Below are 23,676 nucleotides of genomic sequence, written 5' to 3'. Positions count from 1 at the left end.
GCAGGGCCCCGAATCGGCGCCCGGAGCGCAGCCCGATCGCGGGCAGCAATTTGGTCTTCACAGCACGGTCGGTCCTGTGCAGATGAACCGTCTCCTTTTTTCGAAGAAGCGAACCTCAGCCTGAGGCGGGAGCTCCTGCGGCGCTCCCCTTTACCCTCTCACCAGCCTCTCCCCCGCCACCGCCATCACGGCCTTTGTCAGCGCCTTCAGCGGTTCGGTCGCGAGTTGGGTGGTCTGCCAGGAGAGGGGGATGTCGAGGGGGGTGTTGGGGATGAGTTCGACGAGGCGGCCGGTTGCAAGGTGTTCCATGGCCAGGAGCTCCGGGTTCATGCCCCAGCCGATGCCGGCGAGGCTCGCCTCGATAAAGCTGCGGGTGGACGGCAGCCAGTAAGCGGGGGCCTGAATTACGGTTCCGAAGACCTGGCGCATCCAGGCCGCCTGCAGCCCGTCCTTCCGGTCGAAGACCAGCACCGGCAGGCGCGACAGGCTTTCGGCCGTCACCCCCTCCGGTGCCAGGCGCGTCAGGAGCTCCGGACTGGCGGTGGCGCGGTAGCGCAGCGCCCCCAGCGCATGCCGCTTGCAGCCGGGCACCGTCGTCTCAAGACTGCTGACAGCCGCCAGCACGCGGCCGCGCTCCAGCCATTCGGCCGTATGGTCCTGGTCGTCTACCGAAATTCGCACCTGATGGCGTGAGACGCGGGAGAAGCGGGCCAGCGCCTCGACGAACCAGCTGTCGAGACTGTCGGCATTGACCGCCAGGGGAATGGTAACGCCCGCTTGCCCCCTGTCTCCGCCGCTGAGCGCCGGCAGGCTGCCCGAGAGGGCCTGTTCGAGCAGCGACACGGTCTCGAAATGGCGACAGAGACGGTCGCCCGCCTCCGTCGCCACCGAAGGCGTTCCCCTAACGACCAGCACGACGCCCAGACGCTCCTCCATCTGCCGCACGCGCTGCGAGACGGCCGAGGGCGTGACATGCAGCCGCGCCGCCGCCCGCTCAAAACTGCCGGTCTCGATCACGGCAGCCAGAACACGCAGCGCGGCATAGTCGATCATGGTTTAGCTCCGCTTCATCGGCATTAGCAGGTTTAACTGGCCTAATGCGACTGTGCGATCTATCCGACGGTCTCGCAAGCCTGTGGAGACGCCCCGTGACCCTTTCGATCTATCTGACCGGCCTGATGATGGGTCTCAGCCTCATCGTCGCGATCGGCGCGCAGAATGCCTTTCTTCTCCGCCAGGGGCTGATCGGCCAGCATGTGCTGGCCGTCTGTCTCGCCTGCGCCCTGTCGGATGCGATCCTAATCTTGCTCGGTGTCACGGCGCTCGGTGCGGTCAGCGCGCTTCTCCCCTGGCTTGATCCGGCCATGCGGCTCGGCGGCGCGGCCTTCCTGCTGGTCTATGCGGCGCGCAGCCTCCTCTCCGCCTTCCGTTCCGATGCTGCCTTGCGGGTCGCTGCGGCACCGCCGGCCAGTCTGGCAACCACGCTCGCGACCTGCCTCGCCATCACCTGGCTCAATCCGCATGTCTATCTCGACACGGTCGTGCTGATCGGCACCATCGCCACCCGTTTCCCAGGCGCGGAATATTCCTTCGCGGCCGGCGCCATCACCGGCTCCACGCTGTTCTTCTTTTCCTTCGGCTATGGCGCCCGGCTGCTCAGGCCGCTCTTTGCTCGCCCGCTCGCCTGGCGGGTGCTGGACGGGCTGATCGCCTTAACCATGACAGCCATCGCCGTGCAGCTGCTTTGGGCGGTTTGAGAGGGCGCCTGAGGCTCTGCGCGTCAGGCCTCGCGGGCGGGGCGCACGCGGAAGGCGCTGATCGGGTGGGCGATGTTCTTCAGGGTCTGAAAGCCCAGATCGTCGAAGCCGAGATCGCGCTGCTTGCGAATATGGTCGCGCACCGTGCGGGAGATACAGATGCCGCCGGGATTGGCGAGCGCTTCCAGCCGGGCGGCGACATTGACCGTATCGCCGAACACATCGCCGTTGCGCACGATGACATCGCCGACATTGAGGCCGATGCGGAACAAGAGACGGTCGTTTTCCGCAAGCTCCCGGTTGTCCCGTTCCATGCAGGCCTGGATTTCCAGCGCACAGTCGATGGCCGAAAGCGCGCTGGCGAACGCGGCCAGAACGCTGTCGCCCGCCGTGTTGACGATCGTGCCCTGGTGCTCGACGATGATCGGATCGACCAGCTCCCGCACATGGCGCAGGCGGTCGAGCGTCACCGTCTCGTTGCCTTCCATCAGCCGCGAATAGCCGACAATATCGGCGGCCAGGATGGCGAGCAGCTTGCGGTCCAGCCGGGAGAGAAGCTCGTCGCGGGCCGCCTCTGCCGAGCGCGCGCGGCGCAGCGCGATATGCAGCATGGTCAGCCCCACCGCCGCTGCCACCAGCGACAGGCCGATGACCATCATTTCCATGATGAAGCCGGCGCGGCTGGCCTGCTCGGCGCGGCCCTCCATCAGCCGGTCTTCCTCCGCCCGCATGCGCGCCAGCACATCGCGCACGCCGTCCATCAGCACCTTGCCCTGGCCGGTCTTCAGCACGGCCAGCGCGCCGGCCTGGTCGCCCTCGCGCCGTCGCTGCACGCTCTGGCGCAGTTCGGACAGTTTCTGCACAATCAGCGACCGCAGCACCGCCACATTGGCGATCTGCACGCTGTTGTCGGCAACATTGCTCTCCAGATCGCTGATCGCCGCATCGATCTCGGAGAGCGCGCGATCATAGGGCTCGAGGTAGAACGGGTCGCCGGTCAAAATATAGCCGCGCTGACCGATCTCGGCATCCTGCAGCAGCGACTGGACGACCGAAAGGAGCTGGTGGTTGCGCACCGTGTGGTTGACCGCGGCATCGGCATTCTGCGCCTTGTCGGAGATCCACAGCGAGAAGCCGATCAGCGCGCCGACCGTGATGACGACGGCCAGCGTGATCGGCAAAAGGTTGCGCCGGGCCTCGTAGCCGACGCGCTTCAGGGCGACGCCGCGCCCGCGCTGGCGGATCGCCGTATCCTCGGCGGCAGAAAGCTCGTTCTGGTCGATCGTCACGCTCGTCCCTGTCGCCGGCCGCCGCCCGGCCGGGCGCGGCATCCACAAAGGCGAGAGATAGAGCGCCGCGCCCCCTTTGCCATTGCCGTCCGGGCAGGTGCTTGATCAGAAAAACGGCGGGCTTGGCTGCGCCCGAGTGTCCGCTCCCGCATAGATGGCGGGGCGGCGAACGGTCCGGCGAAGGGGCGCGCCGGACCGTTTGGTCTCGCCCTCAGGCGCCCTTGGCGCCGGCCAGGAACTCTTCGCACCAGCTGGGCCCGCCGGCGCGCTTGATGTCGGAAACGGTGCGGATCGAGCGGATCACGTAATCGCTGCCGACGGTCAGCTGCACGCTGCAGCTCAGGCGCTCGGTGCGGGTGGCGCGCTTGGTCTTGGGCTCGCCCTTCACCGGCGTCACCTCGACGCGGCGCGTGCGGTAGCCGCCCTTCCAGGTGTAAAGCGTGCTGTCGCCGCTCTGCACATCGCTGATCGGCGGGCCGAACTGGGCGAAGAAGGTGCCGGCCGGCTGGCCGTTCCAGCGGCTTTCGATCGGGTTGGCGGCAGGGCTGATCGTGGTGCAGCCGGAAAGGGCCAGGCCGAGAGCCAGGAGAAGGGAAGGGGCGGTGACAATCCGCGGCGTCATAAGCATCGTTCCTCGATGATCGGAGACTGAAAAGAAAAGGGGGCGGCCAGAGATAGGGCGCCGGCAAGGCGCAGCCCATTCCACCGTCCCTTGCCCTCTAGCGCCAAACCCGCCGCCTGACCATCGACCGCACCGGCCTTCACCGATTAAAAACGCAAGCGTTGCCGAAAGTCTCTACCGCCCATCCACAAGCCGCTGCCGCATCATCCGTTTTTTCGTGTTTTACCGCTTGTGGAAAGGAAATCCCTGTTCTATAGAGGCGCCGCTGGTCACGGAGTGTAGCGCAGTCTGGTAGCGCACCACGTTCGGGACGTGGGGGTCGAGTGTTCGAATCACTCCACTCCGACCAGCCGAAAACCCCGCTCCGGCGGGGTTTTTTCGTTTGTGGGGTGAGCCGTTTCGCGGTGTGGACAGCGGCTTTCGCACGATGTCGTTCGCGGATAAGCGCAGCCGCCTTGCCTGCGAGCCTGACCGAAGGCTAAACCGGGACTATCCTGCGCACAACCCCGTGCTCTGCCGTGCCGAGGATACTCGCAAATCTCCAACGGAAGGCAGCGTGCCCATGAGTCCGATCTTCCTGACCTATAACAATCGTGCCCATACGGATGGAGCCGGCGCCCAGCTCTATCGCATCTACGGGATCTATTGCCTCGCGCGCCAATTCGGCTTTGGCTACCTCCATTCGCCGCTCTGGCGGCTCGATAATCAGGGCCTTCAGGCTTTGCGAACGCAAAGTTTTACCGATACGCTTGCTGATCAATTCAACGCGCTCTGTGCCATCCCCTCGGACGCGGCCTGGCCGGCCGATGCCGAGGTCATCGACCTGCCGGATCCTCAACCGGGCTTCGAGACCGCACTGAAGGCGCAGGCGCGCGATCGCGCCGCGCCGCTTGTCGTTCGCATCACCCACCCGCACCCGGTTCTTGATTCCAATACGCATCTCTGGCGCGCGGTTTCTGATGTCGCACCTTTTGCAGGTCCGGCATATCGCTGGGATGGAAAGCGACCGCTTCGCGTGGCCGTGCACATTCGGCGAGGGGACATCCATGTTCTCGAGCGGAACCGGCTCATCCCGAACAGCTATTACATCGGCGTCATTCATCAGCTGCGCCGCGCCCTGCAAAAGGCAGGCCTACCACATCTGATCGAGGTGCATTCCGAGCGGGCGCAGAAATTCACGGTCGGAAAAAGCGATCGCGGCACTTACAACCTGACCGAGGATTTCCAGTTCGAGCCCGAGGACGATGCTTTTGACGAAATCGAGAACATCAAAGGGCTGCGCCTGCGCTTCGATGAGCCGGCGGTGGAGTCCTTTGCTCGCATCGCCACGGCGGACATTATCGTCACCAGCATTTCCTGCTTCAGCTATGTCGGTGCCGTGCTCAATCCGCACGCCCAGGTGATCTATCACCCGTTCTTTCATGCACCCCTGCCGGGCTGGCTCGTCGCGACACCGGATGGAGCGTTCGAAACGCAGAATTTGGTCGATGCCTTTCCGCAGCGCAGGAGCACCTTGCGGTCGGTCATCCAAAGTCTGCGGGTTGCCATGGGTCGTCAGGCCTGAAACGGACAGAGCCTGGCAGGTCTTTGCTCCTGCCTCACCAGCCCGGTTGTTCCTCGACATATCGCCGATCGCTGCCCCACTCGTCCACCTCCCGAGGCTGCGGGGCGAGGAGGCGGGTGGCTTGGCGGAAGGGGGAGGTGGCGAGATCGAGGATGCGGCTGCCGGGGGGCGAAACCGGGCCTTCGACGATCACCTCGTCCTCATAGGGCACGCCACGCGGTGGAATGGGCACCGGCGGCAGTTCGCGGACCGGGCGGCGGCGGGCATAGGCCTCCGGCGGGAGAGGTGCGTAGGCCTCGGGCGGAAGCGGCGGATAGGCCTCGGGCGGATCAGCATAGGCATCCACGAGCGGCGCGCCGGGGGCGGGCGGGCGGCCATAGGCGTCCGCTGCGCGATGGGCGGCGCGGGCGGAGGACCTTGGCGCGGGCGCATAGTCCTCTTCGCCGGCCGGGCGCCAGACGCGCATGTCCGGCACGGCGTCATCGCCACGCGCCACGCGGCGGAGAACGGGTCGCGGGCGGGGCACGGGCACGACCTCCGGCAGCGGCGGCGCGACGAGATCCGGCAGACGCGCGGCCTCATTCGCCGCCTGCGCCGACGGCGCGGGGCGGGGGGCTCCGCCAGCAGCAAGACCCGCCTCTGCCTGCGGATCGGCCAGAGCAAGCTGCCGGGCGCCCTCGTCGGCGAGGGGGGCCTGCGCCGTGTCGGCCGGTCGCGTGTTCGGCTCGATCGCGCGGGCGGCTGTCGGGGACAGGTCTTCTCCGGGCGTGGCCCTGGGCGATGGGGCCGTTGCCGGTGCTGTGCGGGCGGCGGTTTCGCTCTGGTCCGCAGAGCCTTCCGGCTTGGCCGGAACGGCGGTCCCGGCAGCGGGCTTTGCCGCGGGGCCCGGTGTCGGCGCGGCTGTGTCGCCCGGCAGGTCCTCTTCGGCGGCCGTCGCCTCAGCCGGCGAAGGCGCAGCCTGCGCGGCCGGAGTTTGCGCGGCTGGGCTCTCAGAGTTCGGGGTGTCCGGCAGGGCCGTGTCGTCGCCGCCGGCCTCGGCGGGAGGCGAGGCGGGGTCGGCGAGCGCCACCAGCGTTTCCGGAGCGGCTTCGGCGGTGTGAGCCTCGCTGGACCGGGCCTCTGCCGCCTTCGCCTCCGCAGTCTCTGCCTCGGCCGCGTGCTGGCGGCGGGTGGGGTCGGGCAGGCTGCTCAGCGCGATGGCCGAGAGCGGCGCCAGGATGAACAGGCCGAGCATGGCGAGCCGCGCCGCATCGCGGCCTTTGGCGCGGTGGCGCTTGCGGGGGGCAACCTCGTTCCAGGTCGGCAGCAGCTGCATCATCTCGGCTCATCCTGTTCGTCGCAGCCGAACAACGGGAGCATGGGGACCAAATTAGGGCGATGGCCGCAAAAGCATGAAGAAAGTCTTAATCGCCGGGCTCAGCGCTCCCGCAGGCTTTCTGCGGGGCGGGGGCCGGCGGTCAGCCGCGTGAAATCGAAGCGGCCGGGGCGATCCGGCCCCAGCACATATTGCCGGTGAACGCGCAGGAAGCTCAAGCGGATCCGCCGGTAGCGCTCCGGCGTCAGCACCTGTTTCAGCCGCAGTTGCAGGATCGAGGCGGCCGGGGCATCCGGGTGGCCGCAAAGCGCCACGACCGGCGCCTTGTAAAAGTGGATCGGGTCGGTCAGGCACTGGACATCCACCCAGACGAGGCCGGGATGGCGGGCGATGCGGCCGACATCGGCGCGCAGCCGTACGGCCGAGCGCAGCAGCGCGCATTGCAGGATGGCGCTGCCGAGCGTGACCATGGCGAGCCGCGCGGCAACGAGCCGCGCCGGGTCCCGCTCGATCAGCCGGCCGAGCAGCAGGGCGGCGATGCTGGCGCCCATGCTGTGGCCGCTGACGACGATCTCGTCCACCGCACCGGCTTTCTCGATCGCACCGCGCGCGGTTTCGAAGGCCTGGTCCAGCCAGGCATTGACCGGGGCGCTGTCCTGGCGGGCCACGGCCACGGCCATTTCCCAATCGGCAAAGAGCAGCAGCGTGTGCAAGGGACTGCCGAGCGGCAGCAGGACATGGGTGAAAAGCAACAGGGCCAAGGGCCCGCTCCAGGCAAGATGGACGGAGGAGAAGCCGAAGAGGACCGGCAAAGCGGCGGCGAGCCCGCTGGCCGCAAGCATCAGCGTGACCAGAAGGAAGGGGAAGAGGAAGAACAGAGCGAAGCGCCAGCCATGGCGCAGATAGCCGGCAAGCCCGCCTTCGCCCACCACCCGCGCCGCGCTGAGCGCGCCCGCGGCCAGTCGCCGCGCCAAGGGCCGGCGGGTCAGCCGCGCCACGAGGGCCGCATGGTCGAAGAGCACGATGCGGCTCGTCACCGCCGCGCCCTCCGGCGTCCGGCAGGTGACGGTGAAGGCCGAGGCGCTGCCTTCGGGCTCTAGCGGACCAGCCTCAACGGCGAGGCCGTGAACGGCGGCGCTCTGCCGGGCGGCGCGGACATAGCGGGCGCGGTGGGCCTTCGCATCGAGCGGCTCGAAGCCGGGGCAGTGGAGCACCAGCCGCGTGGCGATCAGCGCCTCCGCTTCACCGTCCCGCCCATCCGCTGCCGCCGTCTGCGCAGGCGGCGCTGCGGCGGGGGCGCGCGAAAGGCCGGAAGCCCCCTCCTGCACGCGGGCGAGACAGTCGGAAAGCACCATCGACGTCGGATCCTGACCTGAAGAACGAGAAAAGGCGGAGGCAAAACCGCCGCCCGTGAGCGAGAACGCCGCCAATGCGGCGAATTGGTGGCCCAAGAGGCCGATGGACCGATGCCTGTGCGCCCTTCGCTGAGAAGGGCCGGAAGCCTCGGCGGGGGGCAGGGCTTGAAGCATCCCAGCGATCAAGGGATCACTGGGGATGCTCCATGCGCTCGTTTCCCCGCATCGTCTCGCGCCGAAGGAGCCACGGGTCGGATGGACAAGCCTTAGCTGAAGCCCGCGACCGCGTGGGGCACATAGGGGGCCTCCAGCCGCTGGCGTTCCTCCTCGCTCAAGGTCAGCGCGAGGGCGGCGATGGCATCGTCGAGATGGCCGGGCCTGGAGGCGCCGATGATCGGGGCGGTGATGCCGGGCTTGGACAGGAGCCAGGCGAGCGCGACCTGCGCGCGTGGCACGCCGCGTTCGGCCGCCACGGCGCCGACGGCCTCGATCACCTGCCGGTCGGCCTCGGCCGTGGCGGTGTAGAGCGCGCGGGTGACGGTGTCGGTCTCGCCGCGCGTCGTCGTTTCCTCCTGCGCGCGGGTCAGCCGGCCGCGGGCAAGCGGGCTCCAGGGAATGACGCCGATGCCCTGGTCGGCGCAGAGCGGCAGCATTTCGCGCTCCTCCTCCCGGTAGAGCAGGTTCAGGTGGTTCTGCATGCTGACGAAGCGCTTCCAGCCATGCCGCTCGGACACGGCGAGCGCCTTGGCGAACTGCCAGGCATACATGGAGGAGGCGCCGATATAGCGCGCCTTGCCGGCCTTCACCACATCATGCAGCGCTTCCAGCGTTTCCTCGATCGGGGTTTGGTAATCCCAGCGGTGGATCTGGTAGAGATCGACATAGTCGGTGCCGAGCCGCCGGAGGCTGGCATCGATCGACTGGAAGATCGCCTTGCGCGAAAGCCCGGCCATGTTCGGCTGCGGCTTGGCGCCATGGGGGCCCAGCGGAAAGAACACCTTGGTGGCAAGCACGATCTCGTCGCGCCGGGCGAATTCCTTGAGCGCCCGCCCGACGATCTCCTCCGAGGTGCCGTCGGAATAGCTGTTGGCCGTGTCGAAGAAGGTGATGCCGCGCTCCAGCGCCTGGCGGATCAGCGGCCGGCTTTCTTCCTCCGGCAGCGTCCAGCTGTGATTGCCGCGCTCGGGCACGCCATAGGTCATGCAGCCGAGGCAGAGGGCGGACACTTCAAGGCCGGTGCGGCCGAGACGGGTGGTCTTCATCAAGACATCCTTCACTTGCAAGATCCCTCACCAGGGACGCTCGGGGCCGGACGGCCCGGAGAAAAGACAAAGGGCCGAATGGCCCGGAAGAGGACAGGGGCCGAATGGCCCGGAAGAGGACAAGGGCCGGAGGATCCGGCCAGAGACGAGAGCCGAAGCCCGAGAGAAGCAACGGGGCGAGCGGCCACGAAGAGTGGCGGAAGACGCCGCCACCGGACGGACGATCCGCCTGCCCTTGAACCGGGCCGCCGCCGCACCGCCAGCTTCGCCGACGCCCATGGCACACAGCCTGGACCAGGAAGCTAGGACGAAGCGAGACGGAAGGAAAGATGCTGCAGCGCAAACAGGCCGCTGCTCCCACCCCGCCGCCGGGCGGCCAAGCCGGCCACGCCGCGCCGGCCGGGACTTCGCCCGCCGCGCCAACCGGGCGCGCTTCCGGCTCGACACGCCGCTCGGGGCCGTTCCTCCCGCCGCCGGAGCCGGCCGGGGGGGCGCGCGGCACAGGCAATCGTCCGGCTCTTGGAACCGAAGCCGGCGCCCTATGTTCCCTGGACGAGCCGGGGCAGGGCCGGGCAGGCCCTGGCCGAAAGCCCGGCCCGGACCCTGACGAAGACCCTAACCAGAACCTTGGCCAAGACCTTGGCCGGGACCCTGGCTGAGACCCTGGCCGAGACCCCGTGAACGGACGATCCCCCCTATTCAGGGGTCGGCCCCTTGAGGACACAGACGATGCGCAAGACCCTTCTTCTCCTCGCCGCCCTCCTGCCGCTTGCCGCCTGCACGAGCACCGGCGGCACAGCCGGGCCGGAGCCCATTCCCGGCAGCATCACCTATTCCGGCCAGCCGCGCACCAAGCTCACCAAGGCGCCGGTGGGCAGCACCTTCACCCACCGCTTCCGCGGCGGGCCCTATGGCCTGGAATATGAGGAGGTCTATCGCATCGCGCCGGATCGCTCGCTGGAACTGCTCAGCCGCCGCCAGCTGCGCCGTTTCTTCGATTACAACGACTGAGGCTTACCCGCGAAGCCGGCACCACCGGCCGTGCCTCCGGCGTCCGTCTCTCCCGCCATGGCCGGCAGCCAGGCGTTCCCGCTTCGGCGCACGCTCAGCAAGGGCGCGGCGCGGCCGAAAAGGGCGGGGAGGGAACCGGCGGGCCGGTTCACGGGTTGACCCGGCGGAGCGCGTGCGGCCCACCCGGCCCGGACGCTCCGCCGAAGGAAGCCGCGGCAAGGGGACGAAGGCGGCCCCCGCCGCAGCCGGACCCGCAGGCCGCCGCGCCCGAACCCGAAGGAGACAAGAGCCATGAGCCTCAACGACCGCCCCGCCGGCCATTTCGAAAGCGAACGCGACGCGACCACCGCCGAACGCACGCTCAACGCCGTCAAGGCCGAAGCCAGCGCCGTCAAGGACGCTGCCCTCGACCACCCCCACACCGCCACCACCCTCCTCGCCCTCGTCGGCCTCGCCGGATTCCTGCTCGGCCATATGAGCGGCTATCGGGCGGCGGAGCAGGAGTATGAGAGCCGGCGGCGGCGGTTTTGGTAGGACGCAGGTTTGAGTGCTGGGATGGGGCCGTCCGCTGGGGAGACTTGGCGGGCGGTCCGAAAAAACTTAATCTCACAACACGATTGACTACATGAAGAGCTGGGGCCGGAGGCATCCTGCGGCACAGTAATCTACCTTTCTGTGGTTGCCTAGTAAATAAAAATTCAGAATTGGCTAAATTCAATAAAGAAACATGATTTCTCAGTTTTTAGGATAATTGCTCCGTTCTGGATGTGTATGACGCTCAACTATAACTCAAGTCTTGTCAAGCAATAGTAAATGGATCACATTTCAGTCGAGCATCTACTTGGTATGCAATATCATACATGACCTCATAAACAGCTCTTTCCTGTTCGAGATAGTCTGGGTAGCTAGCACTCACAGATTGCCCATGGGCTATTTTATTTCTCTTGCTTACAAGTGCTTTCAGCAAAATGCGATTCTTATCAACAGACGGACACTTGATGTCCGCAAAAGCTAGTAGATCTTCTAGCACATTGGGCCAGAGATTCGACTTAGTGTCGACTTCGGGGAAATCTGGTCGTTTCATGCCCATGGTAGCGCCGAACGTTTCTAGTGTCTCCAAAAACTCGACTGTCGGTAGTTGTCGAATGCGCTTCATCTCAGAAAACAACGCATACTCTTTCGTCTTCTTAGGAAGCGGACGACAAGAACCAACGAGTCGGGCAGCACGATCGAAAAACAGTGTGAGACAGAATTTCGCATACCCCTCGTAATGAGCGTAGAGGAGACTCCACGCTGCACGCGCTAAAACATCGTGCTGGCGCTGAGTGACGTCTTTGCGTTGGAAAAAAACCTTCAGCAGTGCTAACTCGGTTTCTCTCCATCCAAGATCAGCTGTCAGTTCGTCAATGGCTTCCATTAGGTAATGCCAAAAGGTGCTGTTTGACCACGGCGATGCGGCGATTGAATTTCTGATTCGAGTTCGCTCCAGGCCCAGTCGAACTAATGAATTCGTCGGAGGAAAAGGCCGCCTTCAATCGACTGCGCAGAAGATGAGGATCGACTTGGGAGACCTCCGCGTAGCTGTCTGTAATCGCACCTACAACAGCCTCGAAATACGCCGGAGCTAAGCGACCTGTAGGTTCGCCGTGACTATTATAACGAGAAAACGCGCCATCCCCAAAAGTTGAGAAGATAAGTCCAAAAACTTGCCTAAACACGCCGTCTTCCTCGAAGACATCGAAAGGCTTGTGGCGAAGCAGAATGTCTTCCATATAATTATTTAGCCACTCCTCGATATTGCCTTTGAACCCCTCCCTAAAGTCCTTGACAGCGAAAAACCGAAGAACAAGTTCTTCGTCAGCTCGCATATCTCTACCTGCCTCCGGTAGGCGAGCAATCGCCCCCTCAAACTCCGGTACGTTTGCCCATTTCTGCAACGCAGAATAGAAATTTTCCCCGCCTTTGATCATCCTGCAAGAGCAGTTTCGAATTTCTTGTGCTGAAAGTAGTGATCCGCCAGTATTTAGACGCTTGAACATCTCATACTTGACGAATTGATCGCCAGATTTTTTTATAATTATGGCGCGTATAGGCGTTCTCTTGATCTTAAGTTTCAGGGAGGTAGATAAATCATCAAAGCGTACTCCATTGAGCGCCTTGAGTATATCACACCCTTCTAGAACCAGCTCAGGCTGTCCAATCGCATCATGGTCAAGAAACTGTAGGACTGAACTGGTCCGCTGTAGTCCATCAATCAGTTCCAATACACTATCTTCGTTCTCGACCAGGAATATTGGAGGAATTGGCAGTCGGAGTAATACGGACTCGATCAATCGCGATCTCTGCTCATTCGACCACCGAAACAACCGCTGATATTCGGGACGTATGATGATTTCCTTCTCTCGGTGCAGATTTAGAAGCTCGCCGAATGAGAAATCAACAGCGTCAGTCGTTATTTCACTCTCGAGCTTTGATTCGTCGACCATGAGCACTCCTTCTAAGATCGCGCAACATATCTTGCCGAAGTCAGATGTTCAACGCGGGTTAGGACACGTCTGACGAGCAGTCGTCGGTGTATCGGGAGGTGGGCGAGTGACGGAGATCACTTCGATGTGCGGTTTGATTCGATCACTAATTGACGGCTCGCAGGACAGATGACACCTTATCCTGGCTTCCAAATAAAAACCCCCGCCTCCTTCCGGAGACGAGGGGCCCACCTCACCCATCAAACCTCACCCACCCTCACTCGTCGAGCAAATCCAACACCTGCCCCGCCCGGGCCGCCGTGACGCGGCGCACATCCACATCCTCCCGCCGCGACGACAACAGGTCGCTGGCCAGCAGGCGGTCGGCCAGGTCGGCGGGGAGGGAGAGGATGACGCGGGCGTCTTCGGTGTGGAGGCCGGAGAGGGAGGAGCGCTTGGCGGTGATCATGCCGCCGGCCACCGTGTTGTTGGTGTCCGGATCGATCAGGATGAAGGCACCGGTCGCGCGGTTCTGCTCATAGGGGTCGAAGACCGCCTGTTCGTCGAAGGCGAGATGCACCTTGCCGATCGCGTTCATCGGCAGCGAGGCGGCGGCGTGCCATTTGCCGGCCTTCAGGTCCAGCTGACTGATCGGCTCGACGCTGACGCGCTGGCGGCGTGAGCCGCTCTTCAGCCAGTAGCGCTTGCCGGGCAGAATGCCTTCGGCCTGCAGCGCCACGAGCTGGGCGTCGAAGGCGGTGCCGGTCTGCGGCTGGTTGTCGATGGCGACGATCATGTCGCCGCGCGCCACGTCCACCTGCCGGTCGAGCACCAGCGTCACGGCATCGCCGGTCACGGCGGCATTGCGCACGAGGTCGAAGGTGACGATCTTGGAGACATTGGCGACCATGCCGGAGGGCAGGATCACGACGCTGTCGCCGGGCTTGACCGAGCCGCCGGCGACCGTCCCCTGATAGCCGCGGAAACTTTCGCCCGGCCGCGAGACGCGCTGCACCGGCAGGCGGAAGCCGGTCGCCTGGCCGGAGCGCACGGTGGCGAGCTCCAGAACCTCGACCAGTGTCGGCCCGTCATACCAAGGCATGGAGGCGCGGCCGTCATAGACGACATTCTCGCCCTTCAGCGCCGAAACCGGGATCGCGGTCACCTGGCGCACGCCGAGCGAGAGCGCCAGCTCCTTGAACTCGTGCGAGATCGCATCGAAGCGGGCCTGGTCGTAATCGGTCAGGTCGATCTTGTTGACGGCCAGCACGAACTGCTTGATGCCCATCAGCGTGGCGATCGTCGCGTGCCGGCGGGTCTGTTCGAGAAGCCCGGCGCGGGCATCGACCAGCAGCACGGCCAGATCGGCCGTGGAGGCGCCGGTCGCCATGTTGCGGGTATATTGCTCGTGGCCGGGCGTATCGGCGACGATGAAGGAGCGCTTGTCGGTGGCGAAGTAGCGATAGGCGACATCGATGGTGATGCCCTGTTCGCGCTCGGCCTGCAGCCCGTCGAGCAGCAGGGCGAAATCGGGCAGGCCCAGATCGTTCTGCTGGCCGGAATCCCGGCGCAGCGTCGCGGCCTGGTCTTCCTTCACCGCCTTGGTGTCCCAGAGCAGCCGGCCGATCAGCGTCGACTTGCCGTCATCCACCGAGCCGCAGGTGATGAGCCGCAGCGGGCGCGAATCGCGCGGGGTGCGGGCGGCATCGGCGGGAAAGCTGGTGACCGTGGCGTCGCGCGCGGCATCCTGTTCGCCGGCAAGGGCAGCGGCCTGGAGAGGGGAAACAGTCATCAGAAATATCCTTCGCGTTTCTTCTTCTCCATCGAGCCGGACTGGTCCCGGTCGATGGCGCGGCCCTGGCGTTCGGAGACGGTCGCGGTTTCGAGCTCGGCGATGATGTCGTCGAGCGTCGTGGCGGTGGAGCGGATGGCGCCCGTCAGCGGGAAGCAGCCGAGCGTGCGGAAGCGGATCAGCTCCTCGCGCTTCTCTTCGCCGGGTTTGAGCTCAAGGCGCGGATCTTCCGCCAGGATCAGCATGCCGTCGCGCTCGACCACCGGGCGCCTGGCCGCGAAATAGAGCGGCACGATCGGGATATCCTCGGCCTGGATGTAGCGCCAGATGTCGACTTCGGTCCAGTTGGACAGCGGGAAGGCGCGCACGCTTTCGCCCTTGCGGATCATGCCGTTATAAACGTTCCACAACTCCGGGCGCTGGTTGCGCGGGTCCCAGCGGTGGTCGGGCGTGCGGAAGGAATAGATCCGCTCCTTGGCGCGGCTCGCTTCCTCGTCGCGCCGCGCGCCGCCAAAGGCCGCGTCGTAGCCGCCGGCATCCAGCGCCTGGCGCAGCGCCTCGGTCTTCATGATGTCGGTGTAGAGCGCCGACCCATGGGTGAAGGGCGTGACATTCTCGGCCGCCCCGCGCGGATTGGTGTGGGAGATCAGGTCGAGATCATAGTCGCGCACTATTCTGTCGCGGAAGGCGATCATCTCGGCAAACTTCCAGCCGGTGTTCACATGCAGAAGCGGAAAGGGCACGCGGCCGGGATAGAAGGCCTTGCGCGCCAGATGCAGCAGAACCGAGGAATCCTTGCCGACCGAATAGAGCATGACCGGCTTTTCGAACTCGGCCGCCACTTCGCGGAAGATATGGATCGATTCGTTTTCCAGCGCCTTCAGATGCGGATCGAGCGGCGCCTTCGAAGTCTGCGGATTGTGGAGTTCCGTTTCCGGAAGCGAGAGAGGCATGATGTCGGGTCTCCGAAGATCGGGGGAAGCGCCGCCTTCAGGCGACGCTGTCGGCGAGCGCCTGGCGCTCGGCGGATGAGGCGGCGGGATCGGGTGCGGCCTGATCGCGGCCGGACGCAAGGGCGGTGGCGCGGGCGGGGATGTCGGAGGCGGCATCGGCCACGTGCAGGCCGCATTCGCGCTTCTCGTCGTTCTCCCACCACCAGCGGCCGGCGCGCTCGGGCTCGCCCGGCTTGATCGCCCGGGTGCAGGGCTCGCAGCCGATCGAGGGATAGCCGCGGCCATGCAGCGGATTGACCGGGATCGCCTCGTCCGCCACCGTTCGGGTGATCGCGTCCAGCGACCAGTCGGCCAGCGGATTGACCTTGATCAGCCCGCGTTCGAGATCGGCTTCGGCCAGCGGCGTTTCGGCGCGGTTGCCGGACTGGCCGCGCCTCAGCCCGGTGATCCAGTAGTCCGCCCCGGCCAGCGCCCGGCCGAGCGGCTTCACCTTGCGCACGCCGCAGCAGGCATGACGGGCCTCGACGCTGTCGTAGAACCCGTTCAGCCCATAGGCCGCCACATAGGCGTCGACATCGGCCTGTTCGGGATAATAGCGCTTGATCAGCAGGCCATAGGTCTCCTCGGTCCGGTCGATCAGCGCCACGGTCTCTGTGAACAGGCGGCCGGTCTCGAGCGTCGCGATCTCGATCGCGCCGGCCGGCGCGCCTTTGGCGATTGCCCCCTCTGCGATCGCCCAGGTGATGACCTGATCCTCGATGCCGAGGCTGGTGGTGAAGACGGCGCGGCCGGGCAGGGTGGCGAGAAGCGCCAGCCGCTCCGTCAGCGTCAGGCCTTCCAGCCGCCTGGCAAGCTCCGCGGCAGCGGTTTCGAGCGATGGGGATGTCATGGGATATCAATCCTGTCTGTCCAATCGCCGGACTATCGCAGCCCATCATGACAAAAGACAGAAAAAGCAATTTTCGATATCACATCTGCCGGAGCAAATATCACTCCGTTCGGAAAAATTCGCAGAAAAGCCGGTCGAGTGGAGGCTGGAGGCGTCCCGCACGAAAAACATGATGAGAATTATCATGTTTCCTCGCATTCAAACTTGACTCGAATGATCAAGTTAAAATAGCACTGCTCTGTCCTCAGTCAGGAGCAGTTCCCATGACCATCACCATCAAGGCCGGCGCAGCCACAGGCGTCAATGTTTCGGCCTATCTCGCCAAGTTCACTTCCAGCTTCGCGCCTGTCGGCCGCGGCCAGTTTTCCGGCGCGGATATGGTTTCCGGCAAGCAATATGCCATGACCGATTCCACCGGGTACGGGGTGGTGCTCGGCGCCAGCAAGAGCGACTGGTCCTATTCCATGACCACCCACACGGTCGAAGGCTCGCTCGACAGCCTGTCCTTTGGCACCTCCACGGTGCTTGATACCCAGCATCACCGGTTTACCCAGAAGGCGGAGCTTTCCATCACCGGGCTCGGCATCGAAGACAGTGCGACGGCCAATGCCATCCGCTCCGAACTCGGCTCCAAGAGCACCGCCAGCCTGCTCGCCGAGCTTGCCAGCGACCAACTGGTCTTCAAGGGCTCCGGCGGCGCCGATGTCTTCAAGGCCTATGGTTTCAACGACACGCTTTCGGGCGGTGCCGGCAACGACGTGCTATGGGGCAATGGCGGCAATGACCGCCTTTCCGGCGGTGCGGGCGATGATACGCTTGTCGGCGGTGCCGGCACGGATGTGCTCATCGGCGATGCCGGCCACGACGTCGCCAAGGGCGGCGCCGGTAACGACACGATCAAGGGCGGCGCCGGGAACGACCGGCTGTTCGGCGATGCCGGACAGGACAAGCTGTTCGGGGATGCCGGCAACGATGTGCTGAACGGCGGCGCGGGCAATGACCGCCTGATGGGCGGTGCCGGCACCAACACGCTGACTGGCGGCGCCGGAAAAGATGTCTTCGTCTTCTCCTCCGCCGATAGCGGCCGCACCACCATCACAGACTTCGAAGCTGGCGCCGGTGTCGGCGACCAGATCCTGCTCGACCGCGATATCCTGTCTTCTTTCGCCGCGGTGAAGGATCACGCGCATCAAAGCGGCGCCAATCTGGTGATCGACTATGGTGAGGGCAGCATCGTGCTGCGCGGCGTCGAGCTTGCCGATCTCGCCCGCAATGATTTCGCCTTCGTGTAACAGGCGAACCCAGCTGTAGGATGCGGAGGCCAGGCGGCGACGCCCGGCCTTCCGCCGTCTCGCCGTCTATCGGTCGCTGACCGCTGCCCGCGGGTTCTGCCATGGCGTCTGGTTGGAGCGGGGCAGGGGCTGGCGGCCGAGAATGAGGTCGGCGGCTTTCTCTCCGGTCATGATCGAGGGCCCGTTCAAGTTGCCATAGGTCACATGCGGGAAGATCGAACTGTCGGCGACCCGCAGGCCCTCGACGCCGATCACCCGCGTCTGCGGATCGACCACGGCAAGCGGGTCGTCCGCATCGCCCATCCTGCAGGTGCCGCAGGGGTGATAGGCGCTTTCCAGGTGCTCGCGCAGGAAGGCGTCGATGGCTTCGTCGCTTTGCACCGTCTCGCCCGGCTGGATTTCCGGTCCGCGATAGGTGTCGAAGGCCTTCTGGCTGAAGATCTCGCGGGTCAGCCGCACGCAATGGCGAAACTTCTCCCAGTCCTCCGGGTGGCTCATATAATTGAAGCGGATCACCGGATCGGCCTTCGGATCGGCCGAGCGCAGCGTCACGCTGCCGCGCGATTTCGAGAGATTGTAGCCGACATGGACCTGGAACCCATGGCTCTTGGCGGCTGCCTTGCCATCATAGGAGATGGCGACGGGCAGGAAGTGATACTGGATATCCGGCTGGGCAAGCCCGGGGGCCGAACGCAGGAAGGCGCAGGCCTCGAACTGATTGGAGGATCCGAGCCCGCTGCGCGTCAGCAGCCATTGGGCGCCCGCCACGCCCTGCCAGAACCAGGGCAGCCAGGAATAGAGCGAGACCGGCTTGGTCGAGACCTGCTGGAAGTAGAACTCCATATGGTCCTGCAGATTGGCGCCGACGCCAGGCCTGTCGGCCTTCACCGCGATTCCCATCTCTCTCAGATGCTCGGCCGGCCCGATGCCGGAGAGCATCAGCAGTTTCGGCGAATTGAAGGAGGAGGCGGAGATGATCACCTCGCGACCCGCCCGCACGATCTCCACCCCGCCATTGCGCTCGATCTCGACGCCGACGGCGCGGCCGTTCTCGATCACGATCCTGCGGGCAAAGCCATGAACGAGCCGGCAATTGCCCCGCTTCATCGCCGGGCGGAGATAGGCATTGGCCGCCGACCAGCGCCGGCCATGATGGATCGTCTGCTCCATCAGGCCGAAGCCTTCCTGCTTGGAGCCGTTATAGTCCTGCGTCAGCTCGAAGCCTGCTTCCTGACCCGCCTTGATGAAGGCGTGGAAGAGCGGGTTCTTGACCGGCCCGCGCCGCACATGCAGCGGGCCATCCGTGCCGCGCCAGCCCTCCTCGCCGCCATGGCTCGTTTCCATCCGCTTGAAATAGGGCAGTACATCCGCATAGGCCCAGCCGCGGGCGCCGAGCGCCTCCCACCGGTTGAAGTCCTCGGCATGGCCGCGGACATAGACCAGCCCGTTGATCGAGGAGGAGCCGCCGATCACCTTGCCGCGGGGCGCCGTGATCCGGCGGTTGTTCAGGTTCGGCTCGGGCTCGGAAAGATAGCCCCAATTGTAGCGCTTCATGCTCATCGGCCAGGCGAGTGCGGCCGGCATCTGGATGAAGGGCCCGATATCCGACCCGCCCGCCTCGATCACGATCACCGAATGCTTGCCATCCTCCGACAACCGGTAAGCAAGCGCCGACCCGGCCGAACCGGAGCCGATGATGACGAAGTCTGCTTTGAGCGTCATAGACTTTATTTTCCAACGTGCTAATGGAGGGGCCGGGCGTTTGGGACCAAATTGCCTGTCTTATCGCTATGAGCTATAGGTGACTGGTGAGGCGGATCATCTATTCGCGAGAAGCCAAAAAGAGCTTGGCGCGAATGCAACCCAAGCGGCAGGCCGCAATCATTGCGAAGATTGAGGCCTATGCCAGTGGCGGGACGGTCGATATCCGTAAGATGCAAGCGAAGGGCTATTTTCGTCTTCGTGTTGGCCAAGATCGTGTCATTCTCGACGATCTCGGTGTTGTCATTCATATCATCAGCGTCGGACCGCGCGGCGGGATTTACAAGGAGTAGATCGACATGGGCGATATCCAGCGCCTGATCATCGACGGCAAGGCGTATGTTCTCCTCAGTGAGGAAGATTATCAGGACTTGGTCGACGGTATGGAGGCTGATGTCATCGCCGCACGCATCGCGGCTGGCGAGGAAACCTGGCCACACGAGCTCATTGTCGAACTGATCAATACCGACAGCCGTATCCGTACCTATCGAAACTATCGCGGCCTCACGGCATCTGAACTCGCAGCTTCCGCTGGCATCTCGCAGCCCTACCTCTCGGAGATCGAGGCTGGCAAGAAGACCGGATCGGTCGATGTGCTCGCCCGCATCGCCAAGGCGCTGCGGGTCGATCTCGATGATCTCGTCGTGGAGGCTGTGGGCGACGACCATCAATAGGGCGCCTCGACCTTGCCCATGCCGACATAGACGGTCTTGAGTTCGGAATAATGCTCCAGCGCGGCGAGCGAGTTTTCGCGGCCGAAGCCGGATTGCTTGGAGCCGCCGAAGGGGATTTCGACCGGGCAGAGATTGTAGGTGTTGATCCACAGCGTGCCGGCCTCCAACTGGTCGACGACACGGTGGGCGCGCTTCATGTCGGCGGTGAAGACACCGGCCGACAGGCCGAATTCGGTCGCATTGGCGCGGGCGATCACCTCGTCCTCCCGCTCGAAATCGAGCACGCACATGACCGGGCCGAAAATTTCTTCCCGCGCGATCGTCATGCCGTCCGTGACATCGGCGAACACGGTCGGCTGGATGTAGAAGCCGTCGCCCGAGACATCGTTGGGAATGGTGCCGCCGGTAACGAGCCGCGCGCCCTCCGCCGTTCCGGCTTCGATATAGCCGAGCACCTTGTCGCGCTGGGCTTTCGAAACCATGGGCCCGAGCTGGGTGTCCTCGTCCAGCGGATCGCCGATGCGGATCACCTCGGTCCGCGCCTTCAGCCTTTCCAGGAATTCGCTCTTCAACGAGGATTGCACGAAGACGCGGGTGCCGTTGGAGCAGACCTGGCCGGTCGAATAGAAATTGCCGAGCATGGCGCCGGAGACGGCGTCGTCGAGATCCGCATCCTCGAAGACGATCAGCGGCGACTTGCCGCCGAGTTCCATGGTGACATGCTTGAGCTGACCGGCGGCCGCCGCCGCCACCTTGCGCCCCGTCGGCACCGAGCCGGTCAGGGACACCTTGGCGACGTCGGGATGGTTGACGAGCAGCGGCCCGGTCTCGCGGTCGCCCTGGATGACGTTGTAGAGCCCCTTCGGTGCCCCGGCTTCCATCAGGATTTCGGCGATCTTCAGCGCGCCGAGAGGGGTCATCTCCGAGGGCTTGAAGATCATGGCATTGCCGGCGGCCAGCGCCGGCGCGCCCTTCCAGCAGGCGATCTGCTGGGGATAGTTCCAGGCGCCGATGCCGACGCAGACGCCGAGTGGCACGCGCTTGGTATAGGCGAAGTCGCCGCCGAGCGGGATATGGCTGCCATTCATCCCCGCCGCGATCACGCCGCCGAAGAACTCGAAACTGTCGGCCCCCGAGGTCGGATCGGCGACGATCGTCTCCTGGATCGGCTTGCCGGTGTCGAGCGTTTCGAGTTCGGAAAGTTCCCGGTTGCGCGCCCGCATGATCTCGGCCGCCTTCTTCAGCACCCGGCCGCGCGCCGTGGGGCTCAGGGCCGCCCATTCCTTCTGCGCCCGCTTGGCCGCGGCCACGGCCTGCTCGAGGATCGCGGGCGTCGCGGCATGGAGCTTGGCGATCACCTCGCCGGTTGCAGGGTAGACGCTGTCGAAGGGCGTGCCGGCCGTATCCTCGACATAGGCGCCGTCGATGAAATGCGAGGCTTTCGGTTGCGCTCTCATGGTCTCATTCTCCCCGCGGAAAGCGTTTGGATTGCTCGAGCGTGTCGAGGTTCATATGGTTGCGCATGTAGCGCTCGGAGGCATCGCGCAGCGGCTGGTGGTCCCAGGGGTAATAGGCGCCGTTGCGCAGCGCCTCGTAGACGATCCAGCGTCGGGCCTGGCTTTCCCGCACGGCCGCGTCGAAGGCGGCCATGTCCCAGCGTGCCTCGCGCATCTGGCGAAAGGCCTCCAGCGTCGCGGCGGTGGCCGCATCCGGCGGGTTCTCGGCGAGGTTCACCTGTTCCAGCGGGTCAGCCTCGAGATCGAAGAGCATGTCGGGGTCGAGCGCGCAGTGGACATATTTCCACTTGCCCTCGCGGATCGCCACAAGCGGCGCGTAGGATCCTTCCGCGGCATATTCCATCAGCACCGGCGTGGTGCGGCCGGCACCGTCGATGACCGGCCGCAGGCTTTCGCCATCGGTCCAGGGCATGATGTCCGCAATCGAGATGCCGGCGAGCTCGCAGAGCGTCGGGCAGATATCGAGATTGGAAACCGGTGCCGCGTGCAGGCCAGGAGTGATGCCGGGGCCGGCGATCATCAGCGGCACGCGGGCCGAGCCTTCGAAGAAGTTCATCTTGAACCAGAGGCCCCGCTCGCCCAGCATGTCGCCATGGTCGGAGCAGAAGAGGATGATCGTGTCGTCCAGCATGCGGGTGCGCGCAAGCACGTCGATCAGGCTGCCGACCTTGTCGTCGAGATAGCTGATATTGGCGAAATAGGCGCGGCGCGAGCGGCGGATGTCCTCCTCGCGCACATCGAAGTTCTTGTAGTCGCAGGAGTGGATGATGCGTTCGGAATGCGGGTCCTGGTTCGCGAGCATGCCGATCTTCGGCAAGAGTTCGTCACAGTCCGCGTAGAGATCCCAATATTTCCGGCGCGCCACATAGGGGTCGTGCGGATGGGTGAAGGAGGCGGTGAGGCACCAGGGACGACGGGTTTCGTCCTCGCTGTCGCGGGCCAGCTGATAGAGCTTCTGTTCGGCGAGGAAGGCAACCTCGTCGTCATATTCCATCTGGTTGGTGATCTCGGCAACGCCTGCGCCGGTAACCGAGCCGAGATTGTGGTACCACCAGTCGATCCGCTCGCCGGGCTTGCGGTAATCCGGCGTCCAGCCGAAATCGGCGGGGTAGATATCGGTCGTCAGCCGCTCCTCGAACCCGTGCAGCTGATCCGGCCCGACGAAATGCATCTTGCCGGAGAGCGCCGTGTAATAGCCGGCGCGGCGCAGATGATGGGCGAAGGTCGGGATCGATGAGACATATTCGGCGGCATTATCATAGACGCCGGTGCGGCTCGGCAATTGCCCGGCCATGAAGGAGGCGCGTGCCGGCGCGCAGAGCGGCGAAGCGGTGTAATTGTTGACGAACCGGGCCGAGCGGCGGGCGAGGCTTTTCAGATGCGGCGCATGCAGGAATTCCGCCGGGCCATCGGGAAACAATGTCCCGTTCAGCTGGTCGACCATGATGATCAGGATATTCGGTCTCTCGGCACTCACGCGTCTCGTCCTTCGGCTGGCATTTCAATGCCGGCGCGGGCCAGCGCGGCATCCACATAGGCTTCGGTGAGCGCGATCGAGCGCTCCCGGGAAAGCGGCGCCGCGGCAAGCGCCCGGCGCAGATAGAGCCCGTCGATCAGCGCCGCAGCACCATCGGCGATGCTGCGCGCCACCTCCGGCGGGCAGAGCGCGGCGAGACTGACGACGAGGTTCGAATGCAGCCGGCGGGCATAGAGCACGAGGAGATGCCGCATGGAGTCCGACTTCTGGGCCTGCGAATAGAAGGCGAGCCAGGCGGCCACCGTTTCCGGCGCGAACTGGCCGGCCTGGAAACTGACGCGGATCAGCGCCGAAACCCGGGCGCGCGGCGATGGCGCCGCACGCAACGCCTCGATCGCATCGCGCCGCAGATCGGAGAGCAGCGAGCGGATGGTGGCGATCAGCAGTTCTTCCTTGCTGCCGAAATAATGATGCGCGAGGGCAGGCGACACGCCGGCGCGCCGGGCGATGTCCGACATGGTCACGGTCAGCGTGCCCTGGTCGCCGATGGCGCTCAGGGCCGCATCGACCAGCGCCTTGCGGCGCACCGGCTCCATGCCAAGCTTCGGCATCTCACTCCTGCCTCCAAGAACCTCCGGGAACCCTCCCGCCGAGCGGGAAGGCTATTCTTGATTGATGCCT

At 64.8% G+C, this 23,676-nt stretch carries 22 protein-coding genes and 1 tRNA gene; 8 read left to right on the top strand and 15 right to left on the bottom strand.

What is annotated here, in order from left to right:
* Window positions 1-150: 150 nt before the first annotated feature.
* Complete coding sequence (locus tag U8330_RS12950) at window positions 151-1,053, bottom strand: LysR family transcriptional regulator ArgP (RefSeq protein ID WP_323105684.1); 903 nt, start codon at window positions 1,051-1,053, stop codon at window positions 151-153.
* Window positions 1,054-1,148: 95 nt separating this feature from the next.
* Between U8330_RS12950 and U8330_RS12945 the strand changes: the two genes are divergently transcribed.
* Window positions 1,149-1,757, top strand: coding sequence for a LysE/ArgO family amino acid transporter (locus tag U8330_RS12945; RefSeq protein ID WP_323105683.1), 609 nt, complete (start codon window positions 1,149-1,151; stop codon window positions 1,755-1,757).
* Window positions 1,758-1,780: 23 nt separating this feature from the next.
* On the opposite strand, the gene U8330_RS12940 is transcribed toward U8330_RS12945, so the two are convergent.
* Window positions 1,781-3,046, bottom strand: coding sequence for a CHASE3 domain-containing protein (locus U8330_RS12940; RefSeq protein WP_323105682.1), 1,266 nt, complete (start codon window positions 3,044-3,046; stop codon window positions 1,781-1,783).
* 211 nt (window positions 3,047-3,257) lie between these two features.
* Window positions 3,258-3,668, bottom strand: coding sequence for a hypothetical protein (locus U8330_RS12935; RefSeq protein WP_323105681.1), 411 nt, complete (start codon window positions 3,666-3,668; stop codon window positions 3,258-3,260).
* A gap of 272 nt (window positions 3,669-3,940) precedes the next feature.
* Here U8330_RS12935 and U8330_RS12930 point away from each other — a divergent pair.
* Together U8330_RS12930 and U8330_RS12925 are read left to right on the top strand one after the other, a co-directional pair.
* Window positions 3,941-4,017: transfer RNA gene (locus tag U8330_RS12930), tRNA-Pro, on the top strand.
* Between the two features lie 213 nt (window positions 4,018-4,230).
* Window positions 4,231-5,232, top strand: coding sequence for a hypothetical protein (locus U8330_RS12925; protein ID WP_323105680.1), 1,002 nt, complete (start codon window positions 4,231-4,233; stop codon window positions 5,230-5,232).
* A gap of 34 nt (window positions 5,233-5,266) precedes the next feature.
* Here the strand turns inward: U8330_RS12925 and U8330_RS12920 are convergent, their stop codons facing one another.
* The 3 genes from U8330_RS12920 to U8330_RS12910 form a co-directional block, all read right to left on the bottom strand.
* The gene (locus tag U8330_RS12920) at window positions 5,267-6,550 is read right to left on the bottom strand and encodes a hypothetical protein (RefSeq protein WP_323105679.1); all 1,284 of its coding nucleotides are present in this window, start codon (window positions 6,548-6,550) and stop codon (window positions 5,267-5,269) included.
* Between the two features lie 98 nt (window positions 6,551-6,648).
* Window positions 6,649-7,902 carry a lipase family protein gene (locus U8330_RS12915; protein WP_323105678.1) on the bottom strand — a complete coding sequence of 418 codons (1,254 nt, stop codon included), beginning with the start codon at window positions 7,900-7,902 and terminating at the stop codon, window positions 6,649-6,651.
* Window positions 7,903-8,168: 266 nt separating this feature from the next.
* Window positions 8,169-9,164: an aldo/keto reductase gene (locus U8330_RS12910; RefSeq protein ID WP_323105677.1), complete on the bottom strand. Its 996-nt coding sequence runs from the start codon at window positions 9,162-9,164 to the stop codon at window positions 8,169-8,171.
* Window positions 9,165-9,893: 729 nt separating this feature from the next.
* On the opposite strand from U8330_RS12910, the gene U8330_RS12905 reads away from it, so the two are divergent.
* Window positions 9,894-10,175: a hypothetical protein gene (locus U8330_RS12905; RefSeq protein WP_323105676.1), complete on the top strand. Its 282-nt coding sequence runs from the start codon at window positions 9,894-9,896 to the stop codon at window positions 10,173-10,175.
* A gap of 291 nt (window positions 10,176-10,466) precedes the next feature.
* Entirely contained in the window at window positions 10,467-10,709 is a 243-nt protein-coding gene (locus U8330_RS12900) for a hypothetical protein (protein ID WP_323105675.1), read from the top strand.
* Between the two features lie 265 nt (window positions 10,710-10,974).
* Here the strand turns inward: U8330_RS12900 and U8330_RS12895 are convergent, their stop codons facing one another.
* From U8330_RS12895 to U8330_RS12875, 5 genes are all read right to left on the bottom strand, one after another.
* Window positions 10,975-11,592 (bottom strand): MAE_28990/MAE_18760 family HEPN-like nuclease, encoded by a 618-nt coding sequence (locus U8330_RS12895; RefSeq protein WP_323105674.1) that lies wholly within the window; start codon window positions 11,590-11,592, stop codon window positions 10,975-10,977.
* A complete protein-coding gene (locus tag U8330_RS12890; RefSeq protein ID WP_323105673.1) occupies window positions 11,579-12,661 on the bottom strand; it encodes a DUF262 domain-containing protein in 1,083 nt (360 codons plus the stop codon). Before U8330_RS12890 ends, U8330_RS12895 begins: the two co-directional genes overlap by 14 nt.
* Before the next feature lie 256 nt (window positions 12,662-12,917).
* Window positions 12,918-14,432 (bottom strand): sulfate adenylyltransferase subunit CysN, encoded by a 1,515-nt coding sequence (gene cysN / locus U8330_RS12885; protein WP_323105672.1) that lies wholly within the window; start codon window positions 14,430-14,432, stop codon window positions 12,918-12,920.
* Complete coding sequence (gene cysD / locus U8330_RS12880; RefSeq protein ID WP_323105671.1) at window positions 14,432-15,385, bottom strand: sulfate adenylyltransferase subunit CysD; 954 nt, start codon at window positions 15,383-15,385, stop codon at window positions 14,432-14,434. Before cysD ends, cysN begins: the two co-directional genes overlap by 1 nt.
* Window positions 15,386-15,422: 37 nt before the next feature.
* Window positions 15,423-16,274: a phosphoadenylyl-sulfate reductase gene (locus tag U8330_RS12875; RefSeq protein ID WP_323105670.1), complete on the bottom strand. Its 852-nt coding sequence runs from the start codon at window positions 16,272-16,274 to the stop codon at window positions 15,423-15,425.
* Between the two features lie 263 nt (window positions 16,275-16,537).
* Between U8330_RS12875 and U8330_RS12870 the strand changes: the two genes are divergently transcribed.
* Window positions 16,538-17,566 carry a hypothetical protein gene (locus U8330_RS12870; RefSeq protein ID WP_323105669.1) on the top strand — a complete coding sequence of 343 codons (1,029 nt, stop codon included), beginning with the start codon at window positions 16,538-16,540 and terminating at the stop codon, window positions 17,564-17,566.
* A gap of 66 nt (window positions 17,567-17,632) precedes the next feature.
* On the opposite strand, the gene betA is transcribed toward U8330_RS12870, so the two are convergent.
* On the bottom strand, window positions 17,633-19,288 hold the full coding sequence (gene betA / locus U8330_RS12865) for a choline dehydrogenase (protein WP_323105668.1): 1,656 nt from the start codon (window positions 19,286-19,288) through the stop codon (window positions 17,633-17,635).
* Window positions 19,289-19,422: 134 nt separating this feature from the next.
* Here betA and U8330_RS12860 point away from each other — a divergent pair, with 134 nt between their 5' ends.
* Complete coding sequence (locus tag U8330_RS12860) at window positions 19,423-19,620, top strand: cytotoxic translational repressor of toxin-antitoxin stability system (RefSeq protein WP_323105667.1); 198 nt, start codon at window positions 19,423-19,425, stop codon at window positions 19,618-19,620.
* Window positions 19,621-19,626: 6 nt separating this feature from the next.
* A complete protein-coding gene (locus U8330_RS12855) occupies window positions 19,627-20,001 on the top strand; it encodes a helix-turn-helix transcriptional regulator (RefSeq protein WP_323105666.1) in 375 nt (124 codons plus the stop codon).
* Here the strand turns inward: U8330_RS12855 and betB are convergent.
* Genes betB through betI form a run of 3 tightly spaced genes read right to left on the bottom strand, consistent with a single transcriptional unit; the run spans window position 19,995 to window position 23,606 of the window.
* A complete protein-coding gene (gene betB, locus U8330_RS12850; protein ID WP_323105665.1) occupies window positions 19,995-21,458 on the bottom strand; it encodes a betaine-aldehyde dehydrogenase in 1,464 nt (487 codons plus the stop codon). The two genes, U8330_RS12855 and betB, sit on opposite strands and share 7 nt — an antisense overlap.
* Window positions 21,459-21,462: 4 nt before the next feature.
* Window positions 21,463-22,995 carry a choline-sulfatase gene (gene betC, locus U8330_RS12845; RefSeq protein ID WP_323105664.1) on the bottom strand — a complete coding sequence of 511 codons (1,533 nt, stop codon included), beginning with the start codon at window positions 22,993-22,995 and terminating at the stop codon, window positions 21,463-21,465.
* On the bottom strand, window positions 22,992-23,606 hold the full coding sequence (betI, locus tag U8330_RS12840) for a transcriptional regulator BetI (protein ID WP_323105663.1): 615 nt from the start codon (window positions 23,604-23,606) through the stop codon (window positions 22,992-22,994). Before betI ends, betC begins: the two co-directional genes overlap by 4 nt.
* Window positions 23,607-23,676 lie beyond the last annotated feature (70 nt).

Source organism: Rhizobium sp. CC-YZS058 (genome assembly GCF_034720595.1).
Lineage (GTDB): Bacteria > Pseudomonadota > Alphaproteobacteria > Rhizobiales > Rhizobiaceae > Ferranicluibacter.
Note: the sequence above shows the minus strand (reverse complement) of the source record. Positions and strands in the feature narration are given on the sequence as shown.